21 protein-coding genes and 1 pseudogene are annotated in these 20,830 nt (G+C 69.0%); 11 read left to right on the forward strand and 11 right to left on the reverse strand.

Annotated elements, in window-relative coordinates:
* Positions 1–71 precede the first annotated feature (71 nt).
* The 3 genes from CHC08_RS52390 to CHC08_RS14720 all read right to left on the reverse strand — a co-directional run bounded on the left by CHC08_RS52390 (position 72) and on the right by CHC08_RS14720 (position 831).
* Entirely contained in the window at positions 72–203 is a 132-nt protein-coding gene (locus CHC08_RS52390) for a hypothetical protein (RefSeq protein WP_275937171.1), read from the reverse strand.
* 69 nt (positions 204–272) lie between these two features.
* Positions 273–602, reverse strand: coding sequence for a DUF3140 domain-containing protein (locus CHC08_RS14715; RefSeq protein WP_089207833.1), 330 nt, complete (start codon positions 600–602; stop codon positions 273–275).
* Entirely contained in the window at positions 595–831 is a 237-nt protein-coding gene (locus tag CHC08_RS14720; RefSeq protein WP_089207834.1) for a hypervirulence associated TUDOR domain-containing protein, read from the reverse strand. Before CHC08_RS14720 ends, CHC08_RS14715 begins: the two co-directional genes overlap by 8 nt.
* A 161-nt stretch (positions 832–992) precedes the next feature.
* On the opposite strand from CHC08_RS14720, the gene CHC08_RS14725 reads away from it, so the two are divergent.
* The 5 genes and pseudogenes from CHC08_RS14725 (at position 993) to CHC08_RS48250 (ending at position 5,076) form a co-directional block, all read left to right on the forward strand.
* Positions 993–1,535, forward strand: a complete 543-nt coding sequence (locus CHC08_RS14725; RefSeq protein WP_089207835.1) for a hypothetical protein — start codon at positions 993–995, stop codon at positions 1,533–1,535.
* Positions 1,536–1,705: 170 nt separating this feature from the next.
* Positions 1,706–2,764 (forward strand): NAD(P)H-dependent flavin oxidoreductase, encoded by a 1,059-nt coding sequence (locus CHC08_RS14730; RefSeq protein ID WP_089207836.1) that lies wholly within the window; start codon positions 1,706–1,708, stop codon positions 2,762–2,764.
* Positions 2,761–2,988: pseudogene (locus CHC08_RS52910) on the forward strand (LLM class flavin-dependent oxidoreductase); the annotation flags it as partial. The gene CHC08_RS14730 and the pseudogene CHC08_RS52910, both read left to right, overlap by 4 nt.
* 28 nt (positions 2,989–3,016) lie before the next feature.
* Positions 3,017–3,184 (forward strand): hypothetical protein, encoded by a 168-nt coding sequence (locus CHC08_RS49565; protein ID WP_179282046.1) that lies wholly within the window; start codon positions 3,017–3,019, stop codon positions 3,182–3,184.
* Between the two features lie 185 nt (positions 3,185–3,369).
* Positions 3,370–5,076 carry a serine/threonine protein kinase gene (locus tag CHC08_RS48250; protein WP_179282047.1) on the forward strand — a complete coding sequence of 569 codons (1,707 nt, stop codon included), beginning with the start codon at positions 3,370–3,372 and terminating at the stop codon, positions 5,074–5,076.
* A gap of 168 nt (positions 5,077–5,244) precedes the next feature.
* On the opposite strand, the gene CHC08_RS14740 is transcribed toward CHC08_RS48250, so the two are convergent.
* Positions 5,245–6,180 carry a hypothetical protein gene (locus CHC08_RS14740; RefSeq protein ID WP_089207837.1) on the reverse strand — a complete coding sequence of 312 codons (936 nt, stop codon included), beginning with the start codon at positions 6,178–6,180 and terminating at the stop codon, positions 5,245–5,247.
* An 84-nt stretch (positions 6,181–6,264) separates the two neighbouring features.
* Here CHC08_RS14740 and CHC08_RS14745 point away from each other — a divergent pair, with 84 nt between their 5' ends.
* Complete coding sequence (locus tag CHC08_RS14745) at positions 6,265–7,521, forward strand: alpha/beta fold hydrolase (protein WP_089207838.1); 1,257 nt, start codon at positions 6,265–6,267, stop codon at positions 7,519–7,521.
* A 136-nt stretch (positions 7,522–7,657) separates the two neighbouring features.
* Here CHC08_RS14745 and CHC08_RS14750 read toward each other — a convergent pair whose 3' ends face one another.
* The 7 genes from CHC08_RS14750 to CHC08_RS14780 all read right to left on the reverse strand — a co-directional run bounded on the left by CHC08_RS14750 (position 7,658) and on the right by CHC08_RS14780 (position 15,561).
* Positions 7,658–9,127 (reverse strand): ATP-binding protein, encoded by a 1,470-nt coding sequence (locus CHC08_RS14750; protein ID WP_089207839.1) that lies wholly within the window; start codon positions 9,125–9,127, stop codon positions 7,658–7,660.
* Positions 9,124–10,788: an NAD(P)/FAD-dependent oxidoreductase gene (locus tag CHC08_RS14755; RefSeq protein WP_089207840.1), complete on the reverse strand. Its 1,665-nt coding sequence runs from the start codon at positions 10,786–10,788 to the stop codon at positions 9,124–9,126. The genes CHC08_RS14750 and CHC08_RS14755 overlap by 4 nt, the downstream gene beginning before the upstream one ends.
* Positions 10,789–10,858: 70 nt before the next feature.
* Positions 10,859–11,728 carry a TrmB family transcriptional regulator gene (locus tag CHC08_RS14760; protein WP_089207841.1) on the reverse strand — a complete coding sequence of 290 codons (870 nt, stop codon included), beginning with the start codon at positions 11,726–11,728 and terminating at the stop codon, positions 10,859–10,861.
* Positions 11,729–12,141: 413 nt separating this feature from the next.
* Positions 12,142–13,155 carry a glutamine synthetase gene (gene glnII, locus CHC08_RS14765; RefSeq protein ID WP_089207842.1) on the reverse strand — a complete coding sequence of 338 codons (1,014 nt, stop codon included), beginning with the start codon at positions 13,153–13,155 and terminating at the stop codon, positions 12,142–12,144.
* 251 nt (positions 13,156–13,406) lie between these two features.
* Positions 13,407–14,051 carry a MerR family transcriptional regulator gene (locus CHC08_RS14770; RefSeq protein ID WP_338055678.1) on the reverse strand — a complete coding sequence of 215 codons (645 nt, stop codon included), beginning with the start codon at positions 14,049–14,051 and terminating at the stop codon, positions 13,407–13,409.
* Between the two features lie 23 nt (positions 14,052–14,074).
* A complete protein-coding gene (locus CHC08_RS14775) occupies positions 14,075–14,884 on the reverse strand; it encodes an SAM-dependent methyltransferase (protein ID WP_089207843.1) in 810 nt (269 codons plus the stop codon).
* A 74-nt stretch (positions 14,885–14,958) separates the two neighbouring features.
* Positions 14,959–15,561, reverse strand: a complete 603-nt coding sequence (locus tag CHC08_RS14780; RefSeq protein ID WP_218825317.1) for an HAD family hydrolase — start codon at positions 15,559–15,561, stop codon at positions 14,959–14,961.
* Between the two features lie 150 nt (positions 15,562–15,711).
* Here CHC08_RS14780 and CHC08_RS14785 point away from each other — a divergent pair, with 150 nt between their 5' ends.
* From CHC08_RS14785 to CHC08_RS14805, 5 genes are all read left to right on the forward strand, one after another.
* Positions 15,712–16,587 carry a MurR/RpiR family transcriptional regulator gene (locus tag CHC08_RS14785; RefSeq protein WP_089207844.1) on the forward strand — a complete coding sequence of 292 codons (876 nt, stop codon included), beginning with the start codon at positions 15,712–15,714 and terminating at the stop codon, positions 16,585–16,587.
* A gap of 2 nt (positions 16,588–16,589) precedes the next feature.
* Entirely contained in the window at positions 16,590–17,345 is a 756-nt protein-coding gene (locus CHC08_RS14790) for a sugar isomerase domain-containing protein (protein ID WP_089207845.1), read from the forward strand.
* 20 nt (positions 17,346–17,365) lie between these two features.
* Entirely contained in the window at positions 17,366–18,772 is a 1,407-nt protein-coding gene (gene ngcE / locus CHC08_RS14795; protein WP_089207846.1) for an N-acetylglucosamine/diacetylchitobiose ABC transporter substrate-binding protein, read from the forward strand.
* 189 nt (positions 18,773–18,961) lie between these two features.
* On the forward strand, positions 18,962–19,864 hold the full coding sequence (locus tag CHC08_RS14800; RefSeq protein ID WP_089207847.1) for a carbohydrate ABC transporter permease: 903 nt from the start codon (positions 18,962–18,964) through the stop codon (positions 19,862–19,864).
* Complete coding sequence (locus CHC08_RS14805; RefSeq protein WP_089207848.1) at positions 19,864–20,775, forward strand: carbohydrate ABC transporter permease; 912 nt, start codon at positions 19,864–19,866, stop codon at positions 20,773–20,775. The genes CHC08_RS14800 and CHC08_RS14805 overlap by 1 nt, the downstream gene beginning before the upstream one ends.
* Positions 20,776–20,830 lie beyond the last annotated feature (55 nt).

Below are 20,830 nucleotides of genomic sequence, written 5' to 3' on the forward strand. Positions count from 1 at the left end.
CGCTCAGATGAAGGATGGGTTCCATGTCGATCTCGGGAACCCCACGTGAGGGATACGCCCTGGGTGCGGGGCTACAGCACCCACCAGCCGGGGAGCGCGACCGCCCGGGCCGTGGAGGCGGGAGCCGGAGTCCCGGTCTCCGGCGCAGCCGTACGAAGACAGCCTCGTGCCCACTCGTCGGCGTCGCGCGCCCCTGGCGTCATGCCTCGCAACCCTCAGGCGGGGCCTGTGCTGAAACGGCCGCCCTTCCGGGGGGATCAGTCGGTAGAGATCTATTTGAGCGGGTCGTGCCCCCAGTTCATCAGGGAGTGACGCCATGGGGTCGCCTGGACGTCGCCGGATGGTCGTTGCGCCAGGTGCCGGCGGATGTAGCCGGTGACCGTCCGCATGTGGGCGTAGTCATCGTCGCTGAGGTCTCTGTTCCCCTTCTTGAGGATCTTGGCGATCCGGCGGCCGGACTCGTGCCCGATCGACTCGCCGCCGCCGGATTTGTCTCCGACGGCCTTTGACTCCCGCGTGCCGAGCCAGCGGTCGAGCTCCGCGGCCGTCATGTTGACCGCCAGGTGGAAATCTTTGGCCGTCTGTTCTCTGTCGTCAGTCATGGCGGTCCTTCTTGCGGAGCGCCGACGGCTTGTGCACGGCGCTTTTGCCGCTCTTGTCGCTGCGGACGCGGTACTGAGGATCCTCGGGCGAGGCGTCCACGGTGCGCTCGGATTCCTCAGTCCTCTCGGTGATCTTCTTTTCCACCTTGCCCGAGACGGAAGAACCGTGGCTTCTCCAGGTGACCTCGTCACCCACGGCTGGTTGGCCCTGCTTTTTCTTATCGTTCATGGAGGGTGAATACCCGCCCCGCGAAAGGGACAAGCGTTTATATATAGCCCATAAATGCCCTATTGGGCGGCCGGTGACGCGCTGAGATCCCCGTCCACCTCGGTCACGTGGCATCGTTCCGGTGTGCTCTGGATCACACCGGGTGCGGCGAACCTTTCCGGATGCGAGTGGATCTCAAGGATGTGAACAACTTCAAGCGTTTCCTGCTCGCCGGTGGCGTGGCCACGACCGTCGTCCTGTCGTCCGGCGTTGCCGCCAACGCCGCGGGCTATCCGAATTACCCGGCCCCGAAGACCTTCGGCACGACCCTGCAGGCCGATCCCGGGCACGACTTCACCAAGCACATCAGCCCCCGCCACAACGGCGTCCTGCGCGGCTGGGTCACCTACGTCAGCGGCACCACGGTCGAGTACGAGCCCATCAAATGGAAGAAGGGCACCCAGACCGAGGGCTGGTTCGTCGGCCCGCCGAAGAACGACGCGATGGCCTACTCGTCGCGCGTCGCCAAGGATGTCGTCTTCCTGTCGGCGTCCGGGTGCAAGGTGTCCGGCGGCGAACCCACACTGGCCCGGAGCACCGGGCTCGGCGCCAAGCGCTGCTCGCGGACCGTCCTGCTCAAGCGGTACGCCCGCAGCGGTCAGCCCTCACTGATCACCGTCTATCGCGGCGAGATCGTCAAGGTTCAGGAGATCTTCACCCCCTGACCGTCGCGGGCATGATCTGATCCGCGTCGTTGAGAGAGCCCGCGCGCCTGGCGGACGCGAGCCGAGGCAGGCCCGCGCGGGTCTCAGGGGGCCGTGTGCGAGGTGATCCGGCCGGGGGCAGAGTTGACCTGTGGCCGCCGCGACCTCGCGGTGGACGAAAGGAGACGACCATGCGCGCACGACGGCTCGAAGAGTTGCTGGGCATCGAGCATCCGATCATCCTGGGCCCCTTCGGCGGGGGACTGTCCACGGTGTCGTTGGTCTCCACGGTGTCCGAGAGCGGCGGGCTGGGCTCGTACGGCGCGAACAATCTCGGACCGGAGCAGATCACCGGGGTGGTCGGAGAGCTGCGAGCCGCCACCGCCCGGCCGTTCGCGGTCAACCTGTGGGTGCCCCAGCCCGGGGAACGGGACCGGCCCGACGACCTGGCCAGGCACGTCGAGCGGCTGCGGCCGTACTACGAGGAGTTGGGCGTGGACCCGCCGGACCTCGACGGGCCTTTCGGCCAGGACTTCGACGCCCAGATCGAGGCGCTGCTGGCGGCGGAGCCCCCGGTGATCAGCTTCATCATGGGAGTGCCGCCGGAGCGGGTGATCGCGGAGGCGCGGAGACGCGGGATCGTGACGATCGGCACGGCCGCGACGGTTGACGAGGCCGTCGCGATCGAGGAGGCGGGGCTGGACGCCGTCATCGCCTCCGGCAACGACGCCGGTGGACATCGGGGTTCGTTCCTGCGCCCGGCGGAGGAGTCGTTCGTCGGTACGTTCTCCCTCGTGCCCCAGGTGGCCGACGCCGTCTCCGTTCCGGTCATCGCGGCGGGAGGGATCGCCGACGGCCGGGGTGTCGCGGCCGCGCTCACCCTCGGCGCGGACGGCGTGCAGATCGGAACAGGCTTCCTGGTGACCGCCGAGTCCAGCGCGAGCCCGGTGCACAGGGCCGTCCTGAACAGTCCCGAGGCGAGGATCACCGTGCTCACCCGGCTGTTCTCCGGGCGTCACCTCCGAGTGATCCCCAACCGGTTCGTCCGGGAGATGGCGGCGTTCGAGGCCGAGGTCCCGCGATATCCCTTCCACAACGCGCTCATGCAGCCCATCCGCCGAGCCGGAACCGCGGACCACTCCAGCCTGCTGGCGGGCCAGGCGGCCGCGCTCGCCCGTCCGCGTCCCGCCAAGGACTACTTCGACGAACTCGTCTCCGACACCGAGCGGATCCTGCGGGATCGCTTCTGACCCACCCGCCGCGGCACACCTACGACCCCCTGGTCTCGTGCACCGCCGCGGGTCTCGCCACGACGCGACTGCGAGTGGGGACCGGCATCTGCCTGGTTTCCCAGCACCATCCGATCAGCCTCGCCAAATCGGTGGCGAGCGTCGACGCTCTCACGGGCGGACGGTTCGAGTTCGGCGTGGGGGCGGGCTGGAACGAACCCGAGATGCGCAACCACGGGGTCGATCCGGCGCGCCGAGGAGGAGGGGAAGCGGGTGCGGGTGGTGATGATGGCCATCCCCTCGGATCCCAAGGTGATCGAGGCGTGCGAGCGGGCGGGGGTCGGCACCGTGCTGTCGACGCTGCCGTCGGCCGGCCTGAGCCGCGTCGAGCTCCAGATGGACGCCTTCGAGGCGGCCCTCGCGGAGATGCTGGGGGAATGATCTCGGGGCTCTCCGGCCGGGACCACCTTGCCAGATGCCGGGGCAGCCGCCTTCTCCGGCCGGGACGACCTCGTCAGGTACCGGGGCAGCGGCCTTCTCCGGGGAGGCATAGCCTGGTTCGCGGCATGGTGAGAGAGGGCGCGATCCCGATACCGTGGGCGATGTCGCGCGATATGGAGGAGCCCATGGCAGGCGGACCCCTGCAGCCCGGAGACCCGCGCACGCTGGGAGACTTCCAGGTTGTCGCACGGCTGGGCGAGGGCGGTCAGGGGATCGTCTACGAGGGCTGGGCGGCCGGTGGTGACCGCGTCGCGATCAAGGTCCTCAAGAACGGCGCCGACCCGCAGACCCACGCGAGGCTGGCCCGCGAGATCGAGTCAGCCCAGCGGGTGGCCCCCTTCTGCACGGCCAAGGTGCTCGCGGCCGACCTCGACCGCCCCGACCCGTTTGTGGTCAGCGAGTTCATCGAGGGCCCGTCTCTCGCCGAACGGGTCCGCGGAAGCGGCCCGCTTCGCGATGGCGACCTGGACCGGCTCGCGATCGGCACCGCCTCCGCCCTGGCCGCCATCCACGGGGCCGGAGTCGTGCATCGTGACTTCAAGCCCGCGAACGTGCTGCTCGGCCCGGACGGGCCGCGCGTGGTCGACTTCGGCATCGCCCGGCCACTGGACGCCGGCACGGCCGCCTCGGTGATGTCCGGTACGCCGCCGTTCATGGCGCCCGAGCAGCTCAACGGCGTCTACGCCTCGACCGCGGCCGACGTGTTCTCCTGGGGCGCGACCATGGTCTATGCCGCGACCGGCCGCGCCCCGTTCGGTCACGAGGTGATCGCCGCCGTCTTCAACCGCATCCTCAACCATGAGCCCGATCTGGCGGGCGTCCCCGCCGGGCTCCTGGAGCCCGTGATCGCGTGTCTGTCCAAGGACCCCGCCGGTCGGCCGTCCGCCCGTGACCTGATGATCCGTCTCGTCGACCCGAGCGTCTCCACGGTCGCGGTGCCCGGCGTCGGCCCGGTGCCTCGCGCCTACGTCCCCACCGACTGGCAGGTCTCCACCGGTTCGCCCCCGCCCCTGGCCTCGACCCTGCCCCTCGCCCCTGCCACGTCCCCGACCTCGATCTTGTCCCCGGACCCGGCCGCGACCGCACTCCTCGGCCCGGGCTCGACCTCCGTTCCGACCTCGCCCTCCGCCCCCGGCTCGACCTCGCTCCTCGACCCGCCCCGCCCGATCCCCGATCATGGCCCTGCCGGCGGGCGCCGCAGGGTGCGGAGCGGCGTGCTGGCCGGGCTGGCCGCCGTGATCGTCGTCCTGGGAGTGGCCGGCGCGCTGCTCGTGAGAGGCGCGCTCGGAGGCAGCGGCGGTGCCGTGAACGGCGACACGATCTCGACGGGATCGCAGAGCCAGGGCGTCTCCGCCGACCCGGGCGGTGTCGCCGGTGCGGAAGGTACGAACACGGACCCCGATTCGAGCACCGGGGGCGCTCCCGGGCCGAGTACGGACCCCGAGCCGAGCACCCGAGGCGTCCCCGGCCCCAGCGCTTCGGGCTCCTCGGGCGGGGAGTCCCGGGCGGGCGGCACGGTACAGGTGCCCGAGGGCTTCGCGGGCACCTGGTCGGGTGACGTGACCGCTCAGGACGGCCGCGCCTATGCCGCCACCGTCGTTCTGACGCCGGGCGAGAGCGAGGCCGTCTGGCAGGGAGCCGACGGCTGCAAGCAGCGGGCCACGCTGACCAAGGTCAGAGACGGGAAAGCGCTCGACCTCACCCTGGAGCAGAAGGACCTGTGCCTGGGCGGCGACATGACCTTGACCCTGACGGATGCGGGCACGCTCGGTTTCATCGGCCAGGACGGCGGCAGCTCCATCGACTACCGCGGGGAACTGCGCCGGTCCTGACCGGACGAGACGCCGCCGGCGGGTCGACGGGCGTCGCGCGGCTGACACCACCGAGGCGCCGTCGGGTGTCGCGCGGCTGACACCGGCCGTGGCGTCGTCAGCGGATGCCGTACGGTCGCGGCTTCTTCGGGCGGCCAGGTACCGCCATGGCCGGTCCGTGACGGTGGATCAGTCGGAGCGGACGAGCTGGAAGGAGTAGGGGCCGGTCTTGGCGGCCGCCGAGCGGATCACGAGCGCGTAGCGGCCGTCGCCGTTGGACAGCGCTATCGGAAGCTCGTACCCGCACAGCGGGATCGGTTGCCGGGCGGTCGCGACGCTCGTCTCCGCCGCGTCGACCAACTCCATTTCGATGGCGAGGCAGGAGCCCGCTCCACCGAGCACCTTGATCGCCGAGGCGCCGTCGGCGTCGAACTCGAACCGGTGGACCTCTCCACCGGCCGCGAGCCTCCCCGCCCCCGCGGGGCTGCCCTCGCCGATCTTCAGGCCGAGCTTCACGGGGAAGGAGCGGACCTTCACGGTCGCGAGACGGAAGGAGTACGGGCCGATCACGTTGGTGTCGCCGGTGATCTCAAGCCGGTGCCCGCCGGCCTTGCTCAGTTTGAAGACCCAGTTGCCGCCGCACAGGGAGAGGTTGTCCAGGCCTTCCGGCTTGCCGTCGATCTCCGCGATGACCTGGACCTTGATGCCGCCGTCGCACCGCATGTCCGCCACGTAGAACTCCCGGGCGCCGCCCAGGTCCAGCGTGAACGTGTCCTTCTGGCCGGCCCGGGTCAGCTCGGCGGAGACCGTGTCGCCGTCGGCGAGGGTGCCGCCGGGGGCGACCGTCCTGGCCTGGCCGGAGCCGCCGGAGCCGCCGGAACCCTGGCCGGAGTCGTCCGGCGCGGCCGAGGGGTCCTGCGTCGGCGGTTCCTGTGACGGCTGGGCGTCCGCGGCGGGCGGGACACTCGCTTCCGAGGTCGCGCGGACGGGGGCGGCGGAGGCGGCGGTCGCGTCACCTCCGCCGCCCAGCGCGCCGCATCCGGCGAGCAGGACGGCGATGAGCGGTACGCCCAGCAGACGGGCGGCGCGGGCGACGGTCACGGAGGCGACCGGGTGGTTCGTCATGTCCACATCGTGCCGAAGCCTGCTTACAAACCGATTGCCGGTCACTTACGGGACGGGTCCGCGAGGTCGGGTAGGTTCTCGTGAGTGATTGTCCTTCTGCCCGGTGTGGCGCTCACCGACCACGTGTTCACCGTCCCTCTTGACCACGCCGATCCGGACGGTGCGACGATCGAGGTCTTCGCCAGGGAGGCGGTGGACCCGGCCAGGCAGGGCGAGGACCTGCCGTGGCTGGTCTTCCTGCAGGGCGGTCCGGGTGGCAAGTCACCGAGGCCGACAGAGGCCGACGGCTGGCTGGGACACGCGCTGAAGACCCACCGGGTGCTCCTGCTCGATCAGCGGGGGACCGGTCGCAGCACCCCCCTCACCGCCAAGACGGTGACCGGCACGGACGCCGAGCGCGCCGCCCACCTCAAGCACTTCCGCGCCGACTCGATCGTGGCCGACGCCGAGCTGATCCGGCGTGAGCTCTGCGGCGACCGCCCGTGGGAGACCCTCGGGCAGAGCTACGGCGGGTTCATCACGCTGACCTACCTCTCCCGGGCTCCCGAGGGCCTCAAGGCCTGCTACGTGACCGGAGGCCTGGCCGGGCTCGAGGCCACCGCCGACGATGTCTACTCCCGCACCTATCCCCGGGTCCGCGCCAAGGTGGACCGCTACTTCGCCCGCCACCCCGCGGACGCGGGACGCCTGAAGGAGATCGCCGACCACCTGCGCCGCGAGAAGGTCCTGCTTCCGGACGGCGACCTGCTGACCGTGCGCCGCCTGCAGAGCATGGGCATGTGCCTGGGGATGAGCGACGGCGCCGGATACCTGCACTGGGTGCTCGACGAGGCGTGGACCGGTGGCAAGCTCTCCGACCTGTTCCTGTACGAGGTCATGATGGCCACCGGCTTCGTCGGCAACCCCCTCTACGCGGTCCTGCACGAGTCGATCTACGCCCAGGGCGCCGCCACCGAGTGGGCCGCGCACCGGTTGCTGCCGGAGGAGTTCCGCGAGGACGTCGAGCCGCTGCTGCCCACCGGCGAGATGATCTACCCCTGGATGTTCGACGAGATCGCGGCCCTGCGCCCCTTCAGGGGTGCCGCCGAGATCATCGCCGCCGACTCCGGCTGGCCCGATCTCTACGATCCGGTACGGCTGGCCGCCAACCGGGTCCCGGTGGCCGCCGCCGTCTACTACGACGACATGTACGTCGACGAGGGCCTGTCCATGGAGACCGCCCGCAGGGTCGGCAACGTGCGCGCCTGGGTGACCAACGAGTGGGAGCACGACGGCGTCCGCGTCTCCGACGGCAAGGTCCTCGCCCGCCTGATGGACATGATCAACGGCGTCCACGGCTGAACGGTCCCTCGTGTCCCTTCAGGGGCCGGGGAAAGCGCGACGCGGAGTGCCTCGCGGGTGGCACGATACGCATGCCGTACCGCGCCACCCGCGGGTTCCGGCGAGGAGAACGGTCAACCGGCCGGCGGGGTCTTGCTCAGGTGGGCGGTGCCTCGATCAGCGGCAGCCGTACCTGGAAGCGGGTGTTCCCCGGTTCGGACTCCACCCGCAGGTCACCGCCGTGACGGCCGGCGATGATGCGGAAGGAGATGTCCAGGCCCAGACCCGTGCCCTCGCCGACCGACTTGGTGGTGAAGAACGGCTCGAAGATCCGCTCGCGCAGGCTCTCGGGCACGCCGGGACCGGTGTCGCCGATCTCGATCAGCGCGACCGTGTCGTGTTCGACGGCCGTGCGCACGGTGAGCCTGCCGGTGCCGGCCATCGCGTCCAGGGCGTTGTGGATCAGGTTCGTCCACACCTGGTTGAGCTCCCCGGCGTAGGCGGGGAGCGGCGGCAGATCGGGGTCGTAGTCCGTGGCCACGCTGATCCCCGGCGGGATCTTGCCCCGGAACATGGTGAGCGTGCTGTCCAGCAGCTCCCGCACGTCCACCGTCTGGTACGGCGTGCGGTCCATCTGGGAGTACTGCTTGGCGGAGGCGATCAGCGAGGAGATCCGCTCGGTCGCGTCGGTCACCTCGTTCAGCATCTGGGAGATCTCGGTGGCCTGGGAGATCCAGTGCACCGCTCCGTCAAGGAACTCATCCCCGACCAGGGCGCGGACCTGCTCCAGGGTGTCGACGCCGAACCTCGCGCTCACCAGCGGCGACGCGATCTCCCAGGCGTTCTCCACCCCGGCCTCCTCCAGCGCGTCGGACAGCTCGTCCTCGGCGTCGGAGATCTCCAGCGGGGACCGGCTGGAGGTGTCGGAGGCGCTCTCCGCGCACTTCTCCTGGATGTCGATCAGCGTGCGCAGCCGTTCGGGGTCGATGCCCGCCCCGATCAGCCCGGCCAGCCGCCTTCGCGACGTCTTCACCTTTTCGCGCAGCTCGCCCACCGCTCGCACGGCCGCCGCCGCCGGGTTGTTGAGCTCGTGGGTGAGCCCGGCGGTGATCGTGCCGAGCGCGGTCAGCCGCTGCCGCCGGTCGACGAGCTCGCGCTGGGCCATCCCGCCGATGCGCGCCCCGTCGAGCAGGTGCACCGCCATCGGGAACCACTCGTTGAGGATCTGGCCGTACCTCTCGGCCGGAAGCACGAAGAACCGGGAGGGCTTGGTCGCGTTCAGCGAGTGAGGGTAGGTCTGCGGTGCGCGGTCGCCCATGTAGGCGGAGATGGCGCCGCCGTAGACCCCGGGCTGGGAGGTAGGGCTCATCGGGACCGGCCCGGCGGGGGTCTCGACGAGTATCATCACCTCGCCCTCGATGAGGACGACGAAGAATTCGGCGGGGTCGCCCTGTTTCACGATCTGCTCGCCCGCGTCGAAGTCCTGCTCGGTGCCGTAGCCGGCGAGCGCCTCCAGCTTCTCGTCCTCGAGCTTCTCGAAGAGGAACAGCCCCCGGAGCAGATCCTTTTCGACCGGGCGGCCTCCCTGGCCGATCCGGCGGCCGGAGACGCCGTCTTGTTCCGTCATGTCTTCTCCAGGTAACGGTGAACGAGTGCCACGGCCATCGCACCCTCGCCGACCGCCGAGGCGACCCGCTTGATCGAATCGGCCCGGACGTCTCCGGCGGCGAACACACCCGGCACGTTGGTCTCCAGATGGTACGGCTCGCGCCGGAGCGGCCAGTTGCGGGGGCGGCTCTCCGTGGCGGTCAGGTCGGGCCCGGTGAGGACAAATCCCCTGGCGTCGCGCTCGACCGTGTCACCGAGCCAGTCGGTGAAGGGCTGGGCGCCGATGAAGACGAACAGCCACTCGGCGTCCGTCGTCCGCTCGCCGTCCGGGCCCTTCAGAGTGATCCGTTGCAGGTGCCCGTCGCCCTCCGCGCCGACCACCTGGGTCTCGGTGTGTATCTCGATGTTCGGGATCTGCGCGATCTGCTCGATCAGGTAGTGCGACATGGTCTTCTCCAGGCCGTCGCTCCTGACGATCAGGTGCACCTTGCTGGCGAACCCCGACAGGTAGACCGCGCCCTGTCCGGCCGAGTTGGCCGCGCCGACGATGTAGACCTCGCGGTCGCGGCATTCGGCCGCCTCGATCATGGCGGCTCCGTAGTAGCAGCCGCTGCCCATGAAGTCGTCGAGGCCCGGGGCGTTCAGCCGCCGGTAGGAGACGCCGGTGGCCAGGATGACGGTGTGCGCGGCGATGCTGCCGCCGTCGGCGAAGCCGACCACCTTCGTCTGACCCTTGACCTCCAGGCTGGTGACCTTGCGGGCGGTGAGCAGCTCCGCGCCGAACTTCAGGGCCTGGCGACGGGCGCGGTCGGCGAGCTGGGAGCCGGAGACGCCGTCGGGGAAGCCCAGGTAGTTCTCGATGCGGGAGCTCTGACCGGCCTGCCCGCCCGAGGCGTGCTGCTCGACCATCACCGTGCTCAGGCCCTCGGAGGCGCCGTAGACCGCCGCGCCCAGTCCGCCGGGGCCGCCGCCGATGACGATCAGGTCGTAGAAGTCGGTGGCGGGAGCGGTGGACAGGCCGACGGCCTCGGCCAGCTCGGAGGTGCTCGGCGCGATGAGCTTCCTGCCCTCCGCGGTGATGACCAGCGGCAGCTTGGCCGGGCTGATGTTGCTCGCCTCACCGGCCGCGGCGAGCAGCTCGCCGCCCTCGGGGGTGTCGGCCAGCAGCCATCGGTAGGGCACCTGGTTACGGGCCAGGAAGTCGCGGACCTTGTAGGACCGCGACGACCAGCGCGCTCCCACCACCCGCAGCTCGTCGGTCTCACGCCGATCCGTGCGCTGCCAGGCGTCGAGCTGGGCGTCCAGCACGGGGTAGAACTTCTCCTCCGGCGGGTCCCACGGCTTCAGCAGGTAGTGGTCGAGGTCCACCACGTTGATCGCCTGGATCGCGGCCTCGGTGTCGGCGTAGGCGGTGAGCAACACGCGACGGGCGTATGGATACAGGTCCATGGCCTGCTCCAGGAACTCCACGCCGTTCATCTGCGGCATGCGGTAGTCGGCGAGGAACGCCGCGACGTCGTCGCCTCGTAGCCGCAGGTCACGGACGCTCTGGATTCCCTCGGCCGCGGTGTCGGCCCGGACGATGCGATAGGACTGGCCGTAGCGGCGCCGTAGGTCACGTGCCACGGAACGCGAGACGCCCGGATCGTCGTCGATCGTCATGATGACCGGCTTATCCATATGCTGTCTCCCCCAAAATGCGACAGTCTCCTTGAAAGAATGTCATATCTATTTTCCAGCAATCCTGCCATCAGTAGGTGAGCGGCTGGTTAAGATCTGGCCCCCCGACGGCGCGGAGCAGGGCGGCCGGGCGGCCGTGGCCGGCGCGCAGACGTTTGAGCTCGGGGTCGCCGGCCCAGATCTCGCGCAAGGAGTCGTGCCCGATCCGGTCGGCGATGATCTCCATGGTGATGTCGTTCCTGATGTATTCCGCCGCCATCAGGACCACGGCCGGGTCCTCGGTGTAGACGCCCCAGGCGGAGTCGTCCACGAATCCGCCGATCAGGGTCTCCCGCCGGTCGCCGACGATGACCAGGAGACGGTAGCCCAGGTGTTCCAGGGCCACGGCCGGGGGAGGGAACCGGTGCTCGTAAAGGTGCCCGACCGGGTCCGGGGCGGGTCCGAAGTGCATCACCGAGGTGTCGACCCCGCGCTCGACCGCCAGTTTGGTCAGGGAGGAGAGCCGCTCCATCTCCTGGGGCCAGATCGACAGGAACAGGTCGGTGTGCGATCCGGCCACCACGTCCTCGGCCCGGGTGAGCAGGGCCCTGGCGTCCTTGAGGTTGTGGGTCAGGTGAGCTTCGGGGGGTGCCATAATCGTCGGCAGCGAGGACTCCAGGGACTCGATCGAGTCGTCGAACTCCCGGCGCAGGCGTTCCAGCAGAGACCGGGGCGGCAGCGGCAGGTAGTCGATGGCGTCGTCGGAACCCCGTAGTTCGTAGGCCGCGCCCTTGGCCACCAGCTTGCCCAGCGTCTCGTAGACCGTGCTGCGTGGCACGCCGGAACGCTTGGCGACCTCGTAGCCGTTGAGTGGCTTTCCGGCGCCGACCAGGGTGACATAGGCCTTGGCCTCGTAACCCGACATGCCCAGGCGCTGCAACTGCTCCACCACGTCCCGCATCGCAGTTATGGTACGGCTCTCGGTGGCTTTTTAGTGCTGTCCTAAAGCACCTGATTTAACTTCATTTGCGCCATCTCACGCCATGGGGCGTGAACATGCCATCGGAGCTGGTGGGGAGCTTCCGGTCGCCCGGTCGGAAATCGTTTCCCGTTATGGACGTTTCCGTCGAACCGGTCGGGCCGACCGTCGCCCACCCCGCCGGAGGGAAACGAGAAACCGCTCTCTTCGGGGACGTGAAGGGTTGTCTCGGCCGGATGAACCGATCGCGGAGAGCGTTTTCCGATTTTTACAGAAACCGAATCGGATTCGCTAATCACGATCTTGGGTGGCGGAGCGCGAAAGGCCGCGAACACCCCCGGCAGGGTGTTCGCGGCCTCGTGCAGAGCCTCGCTGTGGGTCGGCCGTAGGCCGGATCAGACCTGGTCGGCCGCCGCCAGGGCGGTGCAGCAGGTGTCCACGATGAGACGGGTCACCAGGTAGGGGTCCACGTTGGCGTTCGGGCGACGGTCCTCGATGTAGCCCTTCTTCTCGACCTCGACCTGCCACGGGATGCGGACCGAGGCGCCGCGGTCGGAGACGCCGTAGCTGAACTCGCTCCAGGGGGCGGTCTCGTGCTGGCCGGTCAGGCGGTCCTCGATGCCGGCGCCGTAGTACTTGACGTGCTCGGCGGCGTTGGCGGCCAGGGCCTCGCAGGCGGTGATGATCGGGTCGTAGCCCTCGCGCATCGCCTTGGTGGAGAAGTTGGTGTGCGCACCGGCGCCGTTCCAGTCGCCCTTCACCGGCTTGGCGTCAAGCGTGGCGGCGACGTTGTAGTCCTCGGCGGTGCGGTAGAGCAGCCAGCGGGCGACCCACATGTGGTCGGAGACGTCCAGCGGGCTCGCCGGGCCGATCTGGAACTCCCACTGGCCGGGCATGACCTCGGCGTTGATGCCAGAGATCGCCAGGCCGGCCGCCATGCAGTAGTCGAGGTGCTTCTCGACGATCTCGCGGCCGAAGACCTCGTCGGCGCCGACGCCGCAGTAGTAACCACCCTGCGGGGCGGGGAAGCCGCCGAGCGGGAAGCCGAGCGGGCGGCCCTCCTTGAAGAAGGTGTATTCCTGCTCGATGCCGAACCACGACTCCTGGTCGGCGAACTTCTCGGCGACCTCGACGAGGGCGGCGCGGGTGTTGCTGGCGTGCGGCGTCATGTCGATGTCGAGAACCTCGCACAGCACCAGCACGTTGCTGCCGCCGCGGATCGGGTCCGGGCAGGTGAAAACGGGCTTGAGCACGCGGTCTGACGAGGAGCCGTCGGCCTGGTTGGTGCTGGACCCGTCGAAGCCCCAGATCGGGAGCTCGACACCATCGGCCAGAACCCTGGTCTTCGAACGAAGCTTGGCGGTCGGCTTGGTGCCGTCGATCCAGATGTATTCGGCCTTGAAGCTCATCGGCGGATTCCTTGAGATGGAGGGGCTGCTGCCCGTCAAGAATCGCAAGTCGCGATTTCGCGACTGTTGCCCGTATGTGAACAGGATGTTACCCCGGGTCGTTTGGGCAGGCAGGAGCCTTGTGAAAATAATGCACACTGCTGTTTTTGGGCTGTGAGCTGGTCGTTTGCGGAGCAGAAGCAGTGAACCGGCCGTTTGCGGAGCGGAAGAGGACGATCATCCCGGCTGGGACGTCCGTTCCTTCCGCGGCGTCAGTCGTACGAGATGCCGAAGACGCGGGCGGAGGCCGATTCCTGGGCGAGACGGCGCATCACGTCGAGGACCCTGCCGTACACCACGGTGCCGATCACCAGGGCTTCGACCGCCGCCTCGCGCGGGCCGTCGATCGGGATGCTGTTGATCTCATGTTCGGTGACGAGGCCGATGGCAACCTCGGCGTAGGAGCGCAGGACCTCGCCCGTGGCGGGCATGCCGAGCTGGCTGAGAGTGAGGATGGCCTGGGCGAGCTCGTCCCGGGTGGGGGCGTCGGGATCGACCTGCCAGCCGAGATCGCCGATCAGGCCGTCGGCCTCGGCGCGGGCGCGGGTCCATTCCTCGTCGGCCGCGTGGAGTTCGACCACGGGGGCGATGGCGTAGTGGGCGGTGCCGAGCACGTGGTGCATGCTCAGGTTCTCGTCGTCCACGGCGGCGATCACCTTGCGGATGGACGCGATGGGCAGCCGGCCGACCTCCAGCAGGGCGCGGATCAGCCGCAGCCGCCGCACGTGGCGCTCGCCGTACTCCGCCCTGGTGGCCGAGGTCTGCTCCCCGGCGGGGAGCAGACCTTCGCGCAGGTAGTACTTGATCGTGGGGATGGGCACGCGCGATGCGGTGCTGAGCTGGGATATCCGCATCATTGGATAGTACAGCTAGCCAAATGCTAGGGGAGTCGCGCCACGGCTCCGAGGATGCTCGGCTGGGTGAAGTCGATCGGGACGTCCTCGTCGAACTCCGGGCGCCAGGCCTCGACCGGGACGATCCCCGGGGGCAGCACGTCGAGCCCCTCCAGGTAGGCGGCGATCTGGGCGGGACTGCGCGAGGTGATCGATCCGGTGGCGGTGGAGACGTAGACCTCCTGCGCCTTCTCCTGCGTCTCCTGGCCGGAGTAGCCGGCGAAGCCGTGGGACAGGACCAGGTAGCTGCCGGGCGAGAGCGCCTCGCGCACCGAGGTGACGATGGTGTCGGCGATGTCGTCCTGGGGGACGAAGTGCAGCATCGCCAGCAGGATCAGGGCCACGGGCCGGTCGAAGTCGATGGTCGCCCGCACCTCGGGGTGGTCGAGCAGGGCCTTCGGCTCGCGCATGTCCGCCTGGATCACGGTGGTGTAGGGGTTGTCGGCCAGCAGGGCCCGGCCGTGGGCCAGGACTATCGGGTCGTTGTCCACGTAGGTGACCTGGGCGTCGGGAACGATCCGATGCACGACCTGGTGGACGTTCTCCTGGGTGGGCAGGCCCGAGCCGATGTCGAGGAACTGGCGTATCCCCTGGCCGGCGAGCTCGGTCACCGCCCTGCGGAGGAAGGCGCGGTTGGCCTGGGCGATCATCCGCATACTCGGAACGACCTCGATGAACTTCTCGGCCGCCTCGCGGTCGGAGGCGAAGTTGTCCTTGCCTCCGAGGTAGTAGTCGTACATGCGGGCCACGCTCGGCACCGTGGGATCGACTCCCTGGGGCAGCTGCTCCTCGGGCACGGCGCTCTCCTTATGTCTGCTTGATCAGACTTAGTGGAGATGCTAGGGGATCATCGGCCCATGATGATCCCGGCTCAGGTATCACCGAGGAGTGAGGGGCGGACGTCGATGACCGTCATGCCGGCGGCCAGCGCGGAGTTCACTCCTTCGTCGGTGTCCTCGTAGGCGACGCAGGCGTGCGGGTCGACGTCCAGGAGCCGGGCGGCGAGCAGGTAGACGTCCGGGGCGGGCTTGCCGTGCCGCACGTCGTCCCTCGTCACCACGGCGTCGAAGAGCGGGCGAAGGCCGGTGACGCGCAGGGTCTCCTCCACCGCCTGGCGGGCCCCTCCCGAGGCCACCGCCATCGGCACCCGGCCCCGGTGGGCCTCGGCGATCGCGCTGACCTGGCGGTGCGGGGTGACGGTGTGGATCAGCCACTGGTAGGCGTCCAGCGCCGCCGCCCGGACCGCCGGGTAGTCCAGCTCCGCGCCGGTCTCGGTCTCCAGTTCGGCCAGCAGGCGGTCGCCGGACAGGCCGGTGCGGGCGCGGTACCAGGCCGGATCGAGCTCGACCTCCCAGCCGGCCAGCGCCGCCCGCCAGGCGTTCTCGTTGGCGGAGAGGGTGTCGGCGAGGGTGCCGTCACAGTCGAAGACGAGTGCGGCGTACGGCATGACGGGCTGAAGTCGCTGATCGAGCATGGTCGCCTAACGCGTGACGATGGATCCGGCCAACCCTACCGCGCGCCCTATCGGGCAAGCGTTTGACCAAATAAAACGATGATCCCCGGTGCCTTGACGCCGGGCGGAGTTAATAATAATTTTCACCCAATCGCTTAATAGGTGAAAGGAATGCCTGTGGCAGCAGGAGCCCTCGGGCGGATCCAGACCGAGACGCCCTCCCTGCCGGAGGCACTGCGCCGAGTCGGCGAGGCCATCTTGGCCGACCCGGCGGAGGCGGCCCGATCCACGATCATCACGCTCGCCGAGCGGAGCGGCAGCTCGCCCGCCACGGTCACCCGTTTCTGCCGGGTGTTCGGCTTCGCCGGGTACGCCGGGCTGCGGGTCGCGCTGGCGACCGAGAACGGGCGCGCCGCGCAGGCCAACTGGGACGCGGGGGTGGGCCACGAGATCGGCCCGACCGATCCGCTCGACGCGGCGATCGGCGTGATGGCCGCCGCCGACTCCCGGCTCATCCAGGAGACCGCGGCCCAGCTCGACGCGGAAACCGTCGCCAAGGTCGCCGACGCGATGGTCGCGGCGCGGCGGGTCCTGATCTTCGGGGTCTCCACCAGCGGGGCGGTGGCCTCCATGATGGGCGGACGGCTCCGCCGGATCCGGGTTCCCTGCTGGAGCCACGCCGACGCGCACGAGGCGCTCGCCGACGCCGCACTGCTCGCCGAGGGCGACGTCGCGATCGGGATCTCCCACCAGGGGCGCACCCGGGAGGTCCTGGAGTCGCTCGCCGAGGCCGGAGACCGGGGCGCGCTGACCGTCGCGGTGACCTCCTTCGCCCGGTCCTCGCTGGCCGAGCTGGCCGACCTGGTGCTGACCACCGCCAGCCGCGAGACCACCTTCAGACTGGGCGGCCTGGCGGCCGTCCACTCCCAGCTCTTCGTCCTCGACACCGTCTACGTCGCGGTCGCGCAACGCACCTACGAGCAGACCAACGAGGCGTTCGAGTTGACGATCCGGGCACTGGAGAGCCACCGCGTGGAGAGGAGCTGATCATGGACATCGGAGCCGGCGACTACGTTCATGAAGTGAAGGCCCTGATGGACGAGGTCGTCCAGACGCAGGGGACCGCGGTCAAGCAGGCGGCCGCGTTGATGATCGGATCGCTGCGGGACGGCGGGGTGATCCAGGCCTTCGGCTCGGGGCACTCCGAGGCGATCGCGATGGAGATCGCCGGGCGCGCGGGCGGGCTGGTCCCCACCAACCGGCTCGCGCTGCGCGACGTCGTCCTGTACGGCGGGGCGCCGGTGAGCGTCCTCGGAAACGGGGCCGAGCTGGAGCGCGACCCCACGATCGCCCAGAAGATCTACGACCTGGCCCCCGTCCAGCCACGGGACGTGTTCGTGCTGATTTCCAGCTCGGGGGTGAACGGCTCGGTGGTGGAGCTGGCCTCCATCGTCAAGGAGAAGGGGCACGACCTGATCGCCCTGACCTCCGTCCAGCACAGCACCGCGATGACCTCCCGCCACCCCTCGGGCCGCAAGTTGTTCGACCTCGCCGACGTCGTGCTCGACAACGGCGCCCCGTACGGCGACGCGGTCCTCCCGCTCCCGGACGGCGGCGTGTTCGGCGCGGTCTCCACGATCACCTCGGCGCTGCTGGCGCAGATGGTCGTGGCCGAGGTGGTGCGCGGCCTGATCGAGGAGGGCCAGGCACCGCCGATCTACCGGTCCGCCAACGTGATCGGCGGCGACGAGCACAACCGGGCTCTCGAGAGCCGCTATGCCGGAAGGATCCGGCGAGGTGCCTAACCACCCCTCCAGGAGGAAGCATGACCCAGTTATCCAGGCGTGAGCTCCTGCGCAGTGCGGTCCTGGCCGGGGTCGCCCTGCCGGTCCTGTCCGCGTGTGCCAGTCCAGTAAGCAATGGTGGTGCCTCCTCGGCTCCCGCCGCCGGTGCCACCAGCGCGGCCAACCCGCTCGGGTTCGCCGCGGACAAACCCCTGGAGATCTGGGTCTTCGACGGCGGCTTCGGCGACGGTTACGCCAAGGACATCCACGAGCCGCTGATCAAGGCGAAGCACCCCACGCTGGAGATCAAGCACAACGCGACGAAGGAGATCGCCAAGACCCTCCAGCCGCGCTTCGCCGGCGGCAACCCGCCGGAGTTCATCAACAACTCGGGCGCCAACGCGATGGACTTCGGCGCACTGGTCCAGGACGGCCAGCTCGCCGATCTCACGCCCCTGTACGACGCGCCGAGCTGGGACGATCCCGCCGTCAAGGTGCGCGACACGATCGACCCCGCCGCCATCGCGTTCGGCAGTTACGACGGCAAGCCGTACGTCCTCAACTACGCCAACACCGTCTGGGGCATCTGGTACTCGCAGAAGCTCTTCGACGACGAGGGCTGGCAGGTCCCCAAGACCTGGGCCGAGTTCACGGCCCTGTGCGAGACCATTAAGAAGGCGGGCAAGACGGCGCCGTTCACCTACGCGGGCAAGCACCCGTTCTACATCTACGAGGCCATCCTGACGCTCGCCGCGAAGATCGGCGGCAAGGACGTGCTGAAGAACATCGACAACCTGGAAGACGGCGCCTGGAAGGCCGAGCCGGTCAAGCAGGCCGCGACGGCCTTCGCCGAGCTCGGCGCCAAATACCTGCTCCAGGGCACAGCGGGCCTCGACCACATCCAGACGCAGACCGCGCACAACAAGGGGCAGGTCGCCATGCTGCCCTGCGGCTCCTGGCTGGAGAACGAGCAGAAGGACTCCACCCCGGCCGACTTCGGCTACGCGGTGTTCCCTCTGCCGGACTTCGGCCCCTCCGACGCCCTGCCGTACGGCACCATGCACATCCAGCCGGGCGAGGAGTACATCGTGCCGGCCAAGTCGGGCAACCCCCGGGCGGGTCTGGAGTACATGCGGGCGATGCTCTCCAAGGAGGGCGCCGGCAAGTTCATGGAGCTGGTCTCCACGCTCACCGTCGTCAAGGGCGCCGGGGAGGGCCAGACGCTCAAGCCGGGCCTGAAGAGCGCCTCGACCGCCCTGACCGCGGCGGGCGACAACGCCGTCTGGTTCCTGTTCCGCAAGTGGTACGTCGACATGCACGACGAGGTGGCCGCCGCGTCCGGGCAGCTGATGAGCGGCAAGCTGACCGTCGACGAGTGGATGGAGCGCGCGCAGAAGAAGGCTGACTCGATCAAGAGCGACTCCTCGGTGAAGAAGTTCACGAGGTGACGGCGGCGCGCCGTGCGTACGGGAGGTTCACGAGGCGACGACGATGCACCACGCGTGCCGAGGTTCATGTGGTGACGGCGGCGCATGACGCGTACCGGGGAGGTTCATGCGGTGACGGCGAGCGGGAGGTTCACGAGGTGACGGCGACGTGCCGCGCGGGCGGATCGGACGAGGAACGGTAACCCACCGATGAACTACGGCAGGATGCGGTTCGTCACCGGGTTCCTCGCGATCCCGGTGGCGCTCTACGTGATCTACGTGATCGCCCCCTACGCGCAGGCCTTCTACATCGCGTTCACCGACTGGCGCGGGGTGAGCGCCAGCCCGCGGTTCGTGGGAACGGAGAACTTCCGGAGGCTCGCCGGCGACGGGATCTTCTGGGAGGCCGTCGGTCACAACCTGCTCCTGCTGATCCTGATGCCGCTGCTCACCCTCGTGATCGCGCTCTTCTTCGCCTTCCTGCTCAACGCGGGCGGGCGGGGCGGCACCGGGGGCATCTGGGGGTCGAAGTTCTACCGGGTGGTGTTCTTCTTCCCCCAGGTGCTGGCCATCGCGGTGGTCGCCGTCCTGTTCCAGCAGGTGTTCAGGCCCGACAGGAGCGGCATGCTCAACGCGCCGCTGATCGCCCTCGGGCTTGAGCCGGTCGGCTTCCTGTCCGACACCGACATCGCGTTCTGGTCGATTCTCGGCGTGCTGGTCTGGCAGGCGGTCGGGTTCTACGTGGTGCTCTTCTCGGCGGGCATCGCCTCCATCCCGCGTGACATGTTCGAGGCGGCGGCGATCGACGGCGCCGGGGGAGCGCAGCTGTTCTTCCGGATCACGCTGCCCCTGCTCTGGGACACCATCCAGGTCGGCTGGGTCTATCTCGGCATCGCCGCGCTGGATGTCTTCGCCGTCGTGTGGGTGATGACGGCGGAGCAGGGCGGTCCCGACCACTCCACGACGGTGATGGCGGCGGAGATCTACCGCAACGCCTTCCAGTACTTCAAGTTCGGCTACGCCTCCGCGATGGGCGTGGTGCTGTTCTTCTTCACCATCGGGTTCGCGGCGCTGGCCCTGCGCCTGTCGCGGCGTGAACGAATCGAGTTCTAGTGGCAGAGGCGGCGATTTCCCGGAGCCGGGCACATGTCCGAGAGGAGCGCAGGAAGCGGCTGGGACCGCTGTCGATCCTGACCCACCTCGCGCTGCTGATCTGGACGGTCCTGGTGGCGGTGCCGATCGTGTGGACCTTCCTCGCGTCGGTGAAGAGCGAGGACGAGATCTTCGGCAACGCTTGGTCGCTGCCGGCCTCCCTCCGCTTCGACAACTGGGCCCGCGCCTGGGAGCAGGCGCACATCGGCCAGTACATGGTGAACAGCGTCATCGTCGTGGCCTTCAGCACGTTCGGCACGATGTTGTTCGGCTCGATGGCCGCCTACGTGCTGGCCCGCTACAGGTTCCGCGGCAATCGCGCGATCTATCTGCTGTTCGTCTCCGGCCTGGCCTTTCCCGTCTACCTGGCGCTGACCCCGCTGTTCTTCGTCGTGCAGAACATGGGGACGATCCCGCTGATCGGCCAGTTCATCGGCCTGAACACGCGCGGCGGGCTGATCCTGGTCTACATCGCCTACTCGCTGCCCTTCACCGTCTTCTTCCTGGCCGCGTTCTTCCGGACGCTGCCGGGGGCGGTGGCCGAGGCGGCCTTCGTGGACGGGGCCTCGCACGCGCGGGTGTTCTTCCAGATCATGCTGCCGATGGCCAAGCCGGGCATCGTCAGCGTGACTATCTTCAACGTGCTCGGCCAGTGGAACCAGTACCAGCTCCCGCTCGTCCTGCTGACCTCCGACAGGGAGAAATGGGTGCTCACCCAGGGCATCGCCGACATCTCCACCGCCGCGGGCTACGACGCCGACTGGTCGGCCCTGTTCGCCGCGCTCAGCATGGCCATCCTTCCGATGCTGATCGTTTACACGCTCTTCCAGAGTCAGATCCAGAAGGGTCTGACCGCGGGGGCGCTCAAGTGACCCTGATCTCCTTAAGGGTCGTTTAAGGAGATCATCATTGGTGGTTAAGGGGGAA

It is taken from the genome of Streptosporangium subroseum, from assembly GCF_900188345.1.
In the GTDB taxonomy this organism is placed as follows: Bacteria; Actinomycetota; Actinomycetes; order Streptosporangiales; family Streptosporangiaceae; genus Streptosporangium; species Streptosporangium subroseum.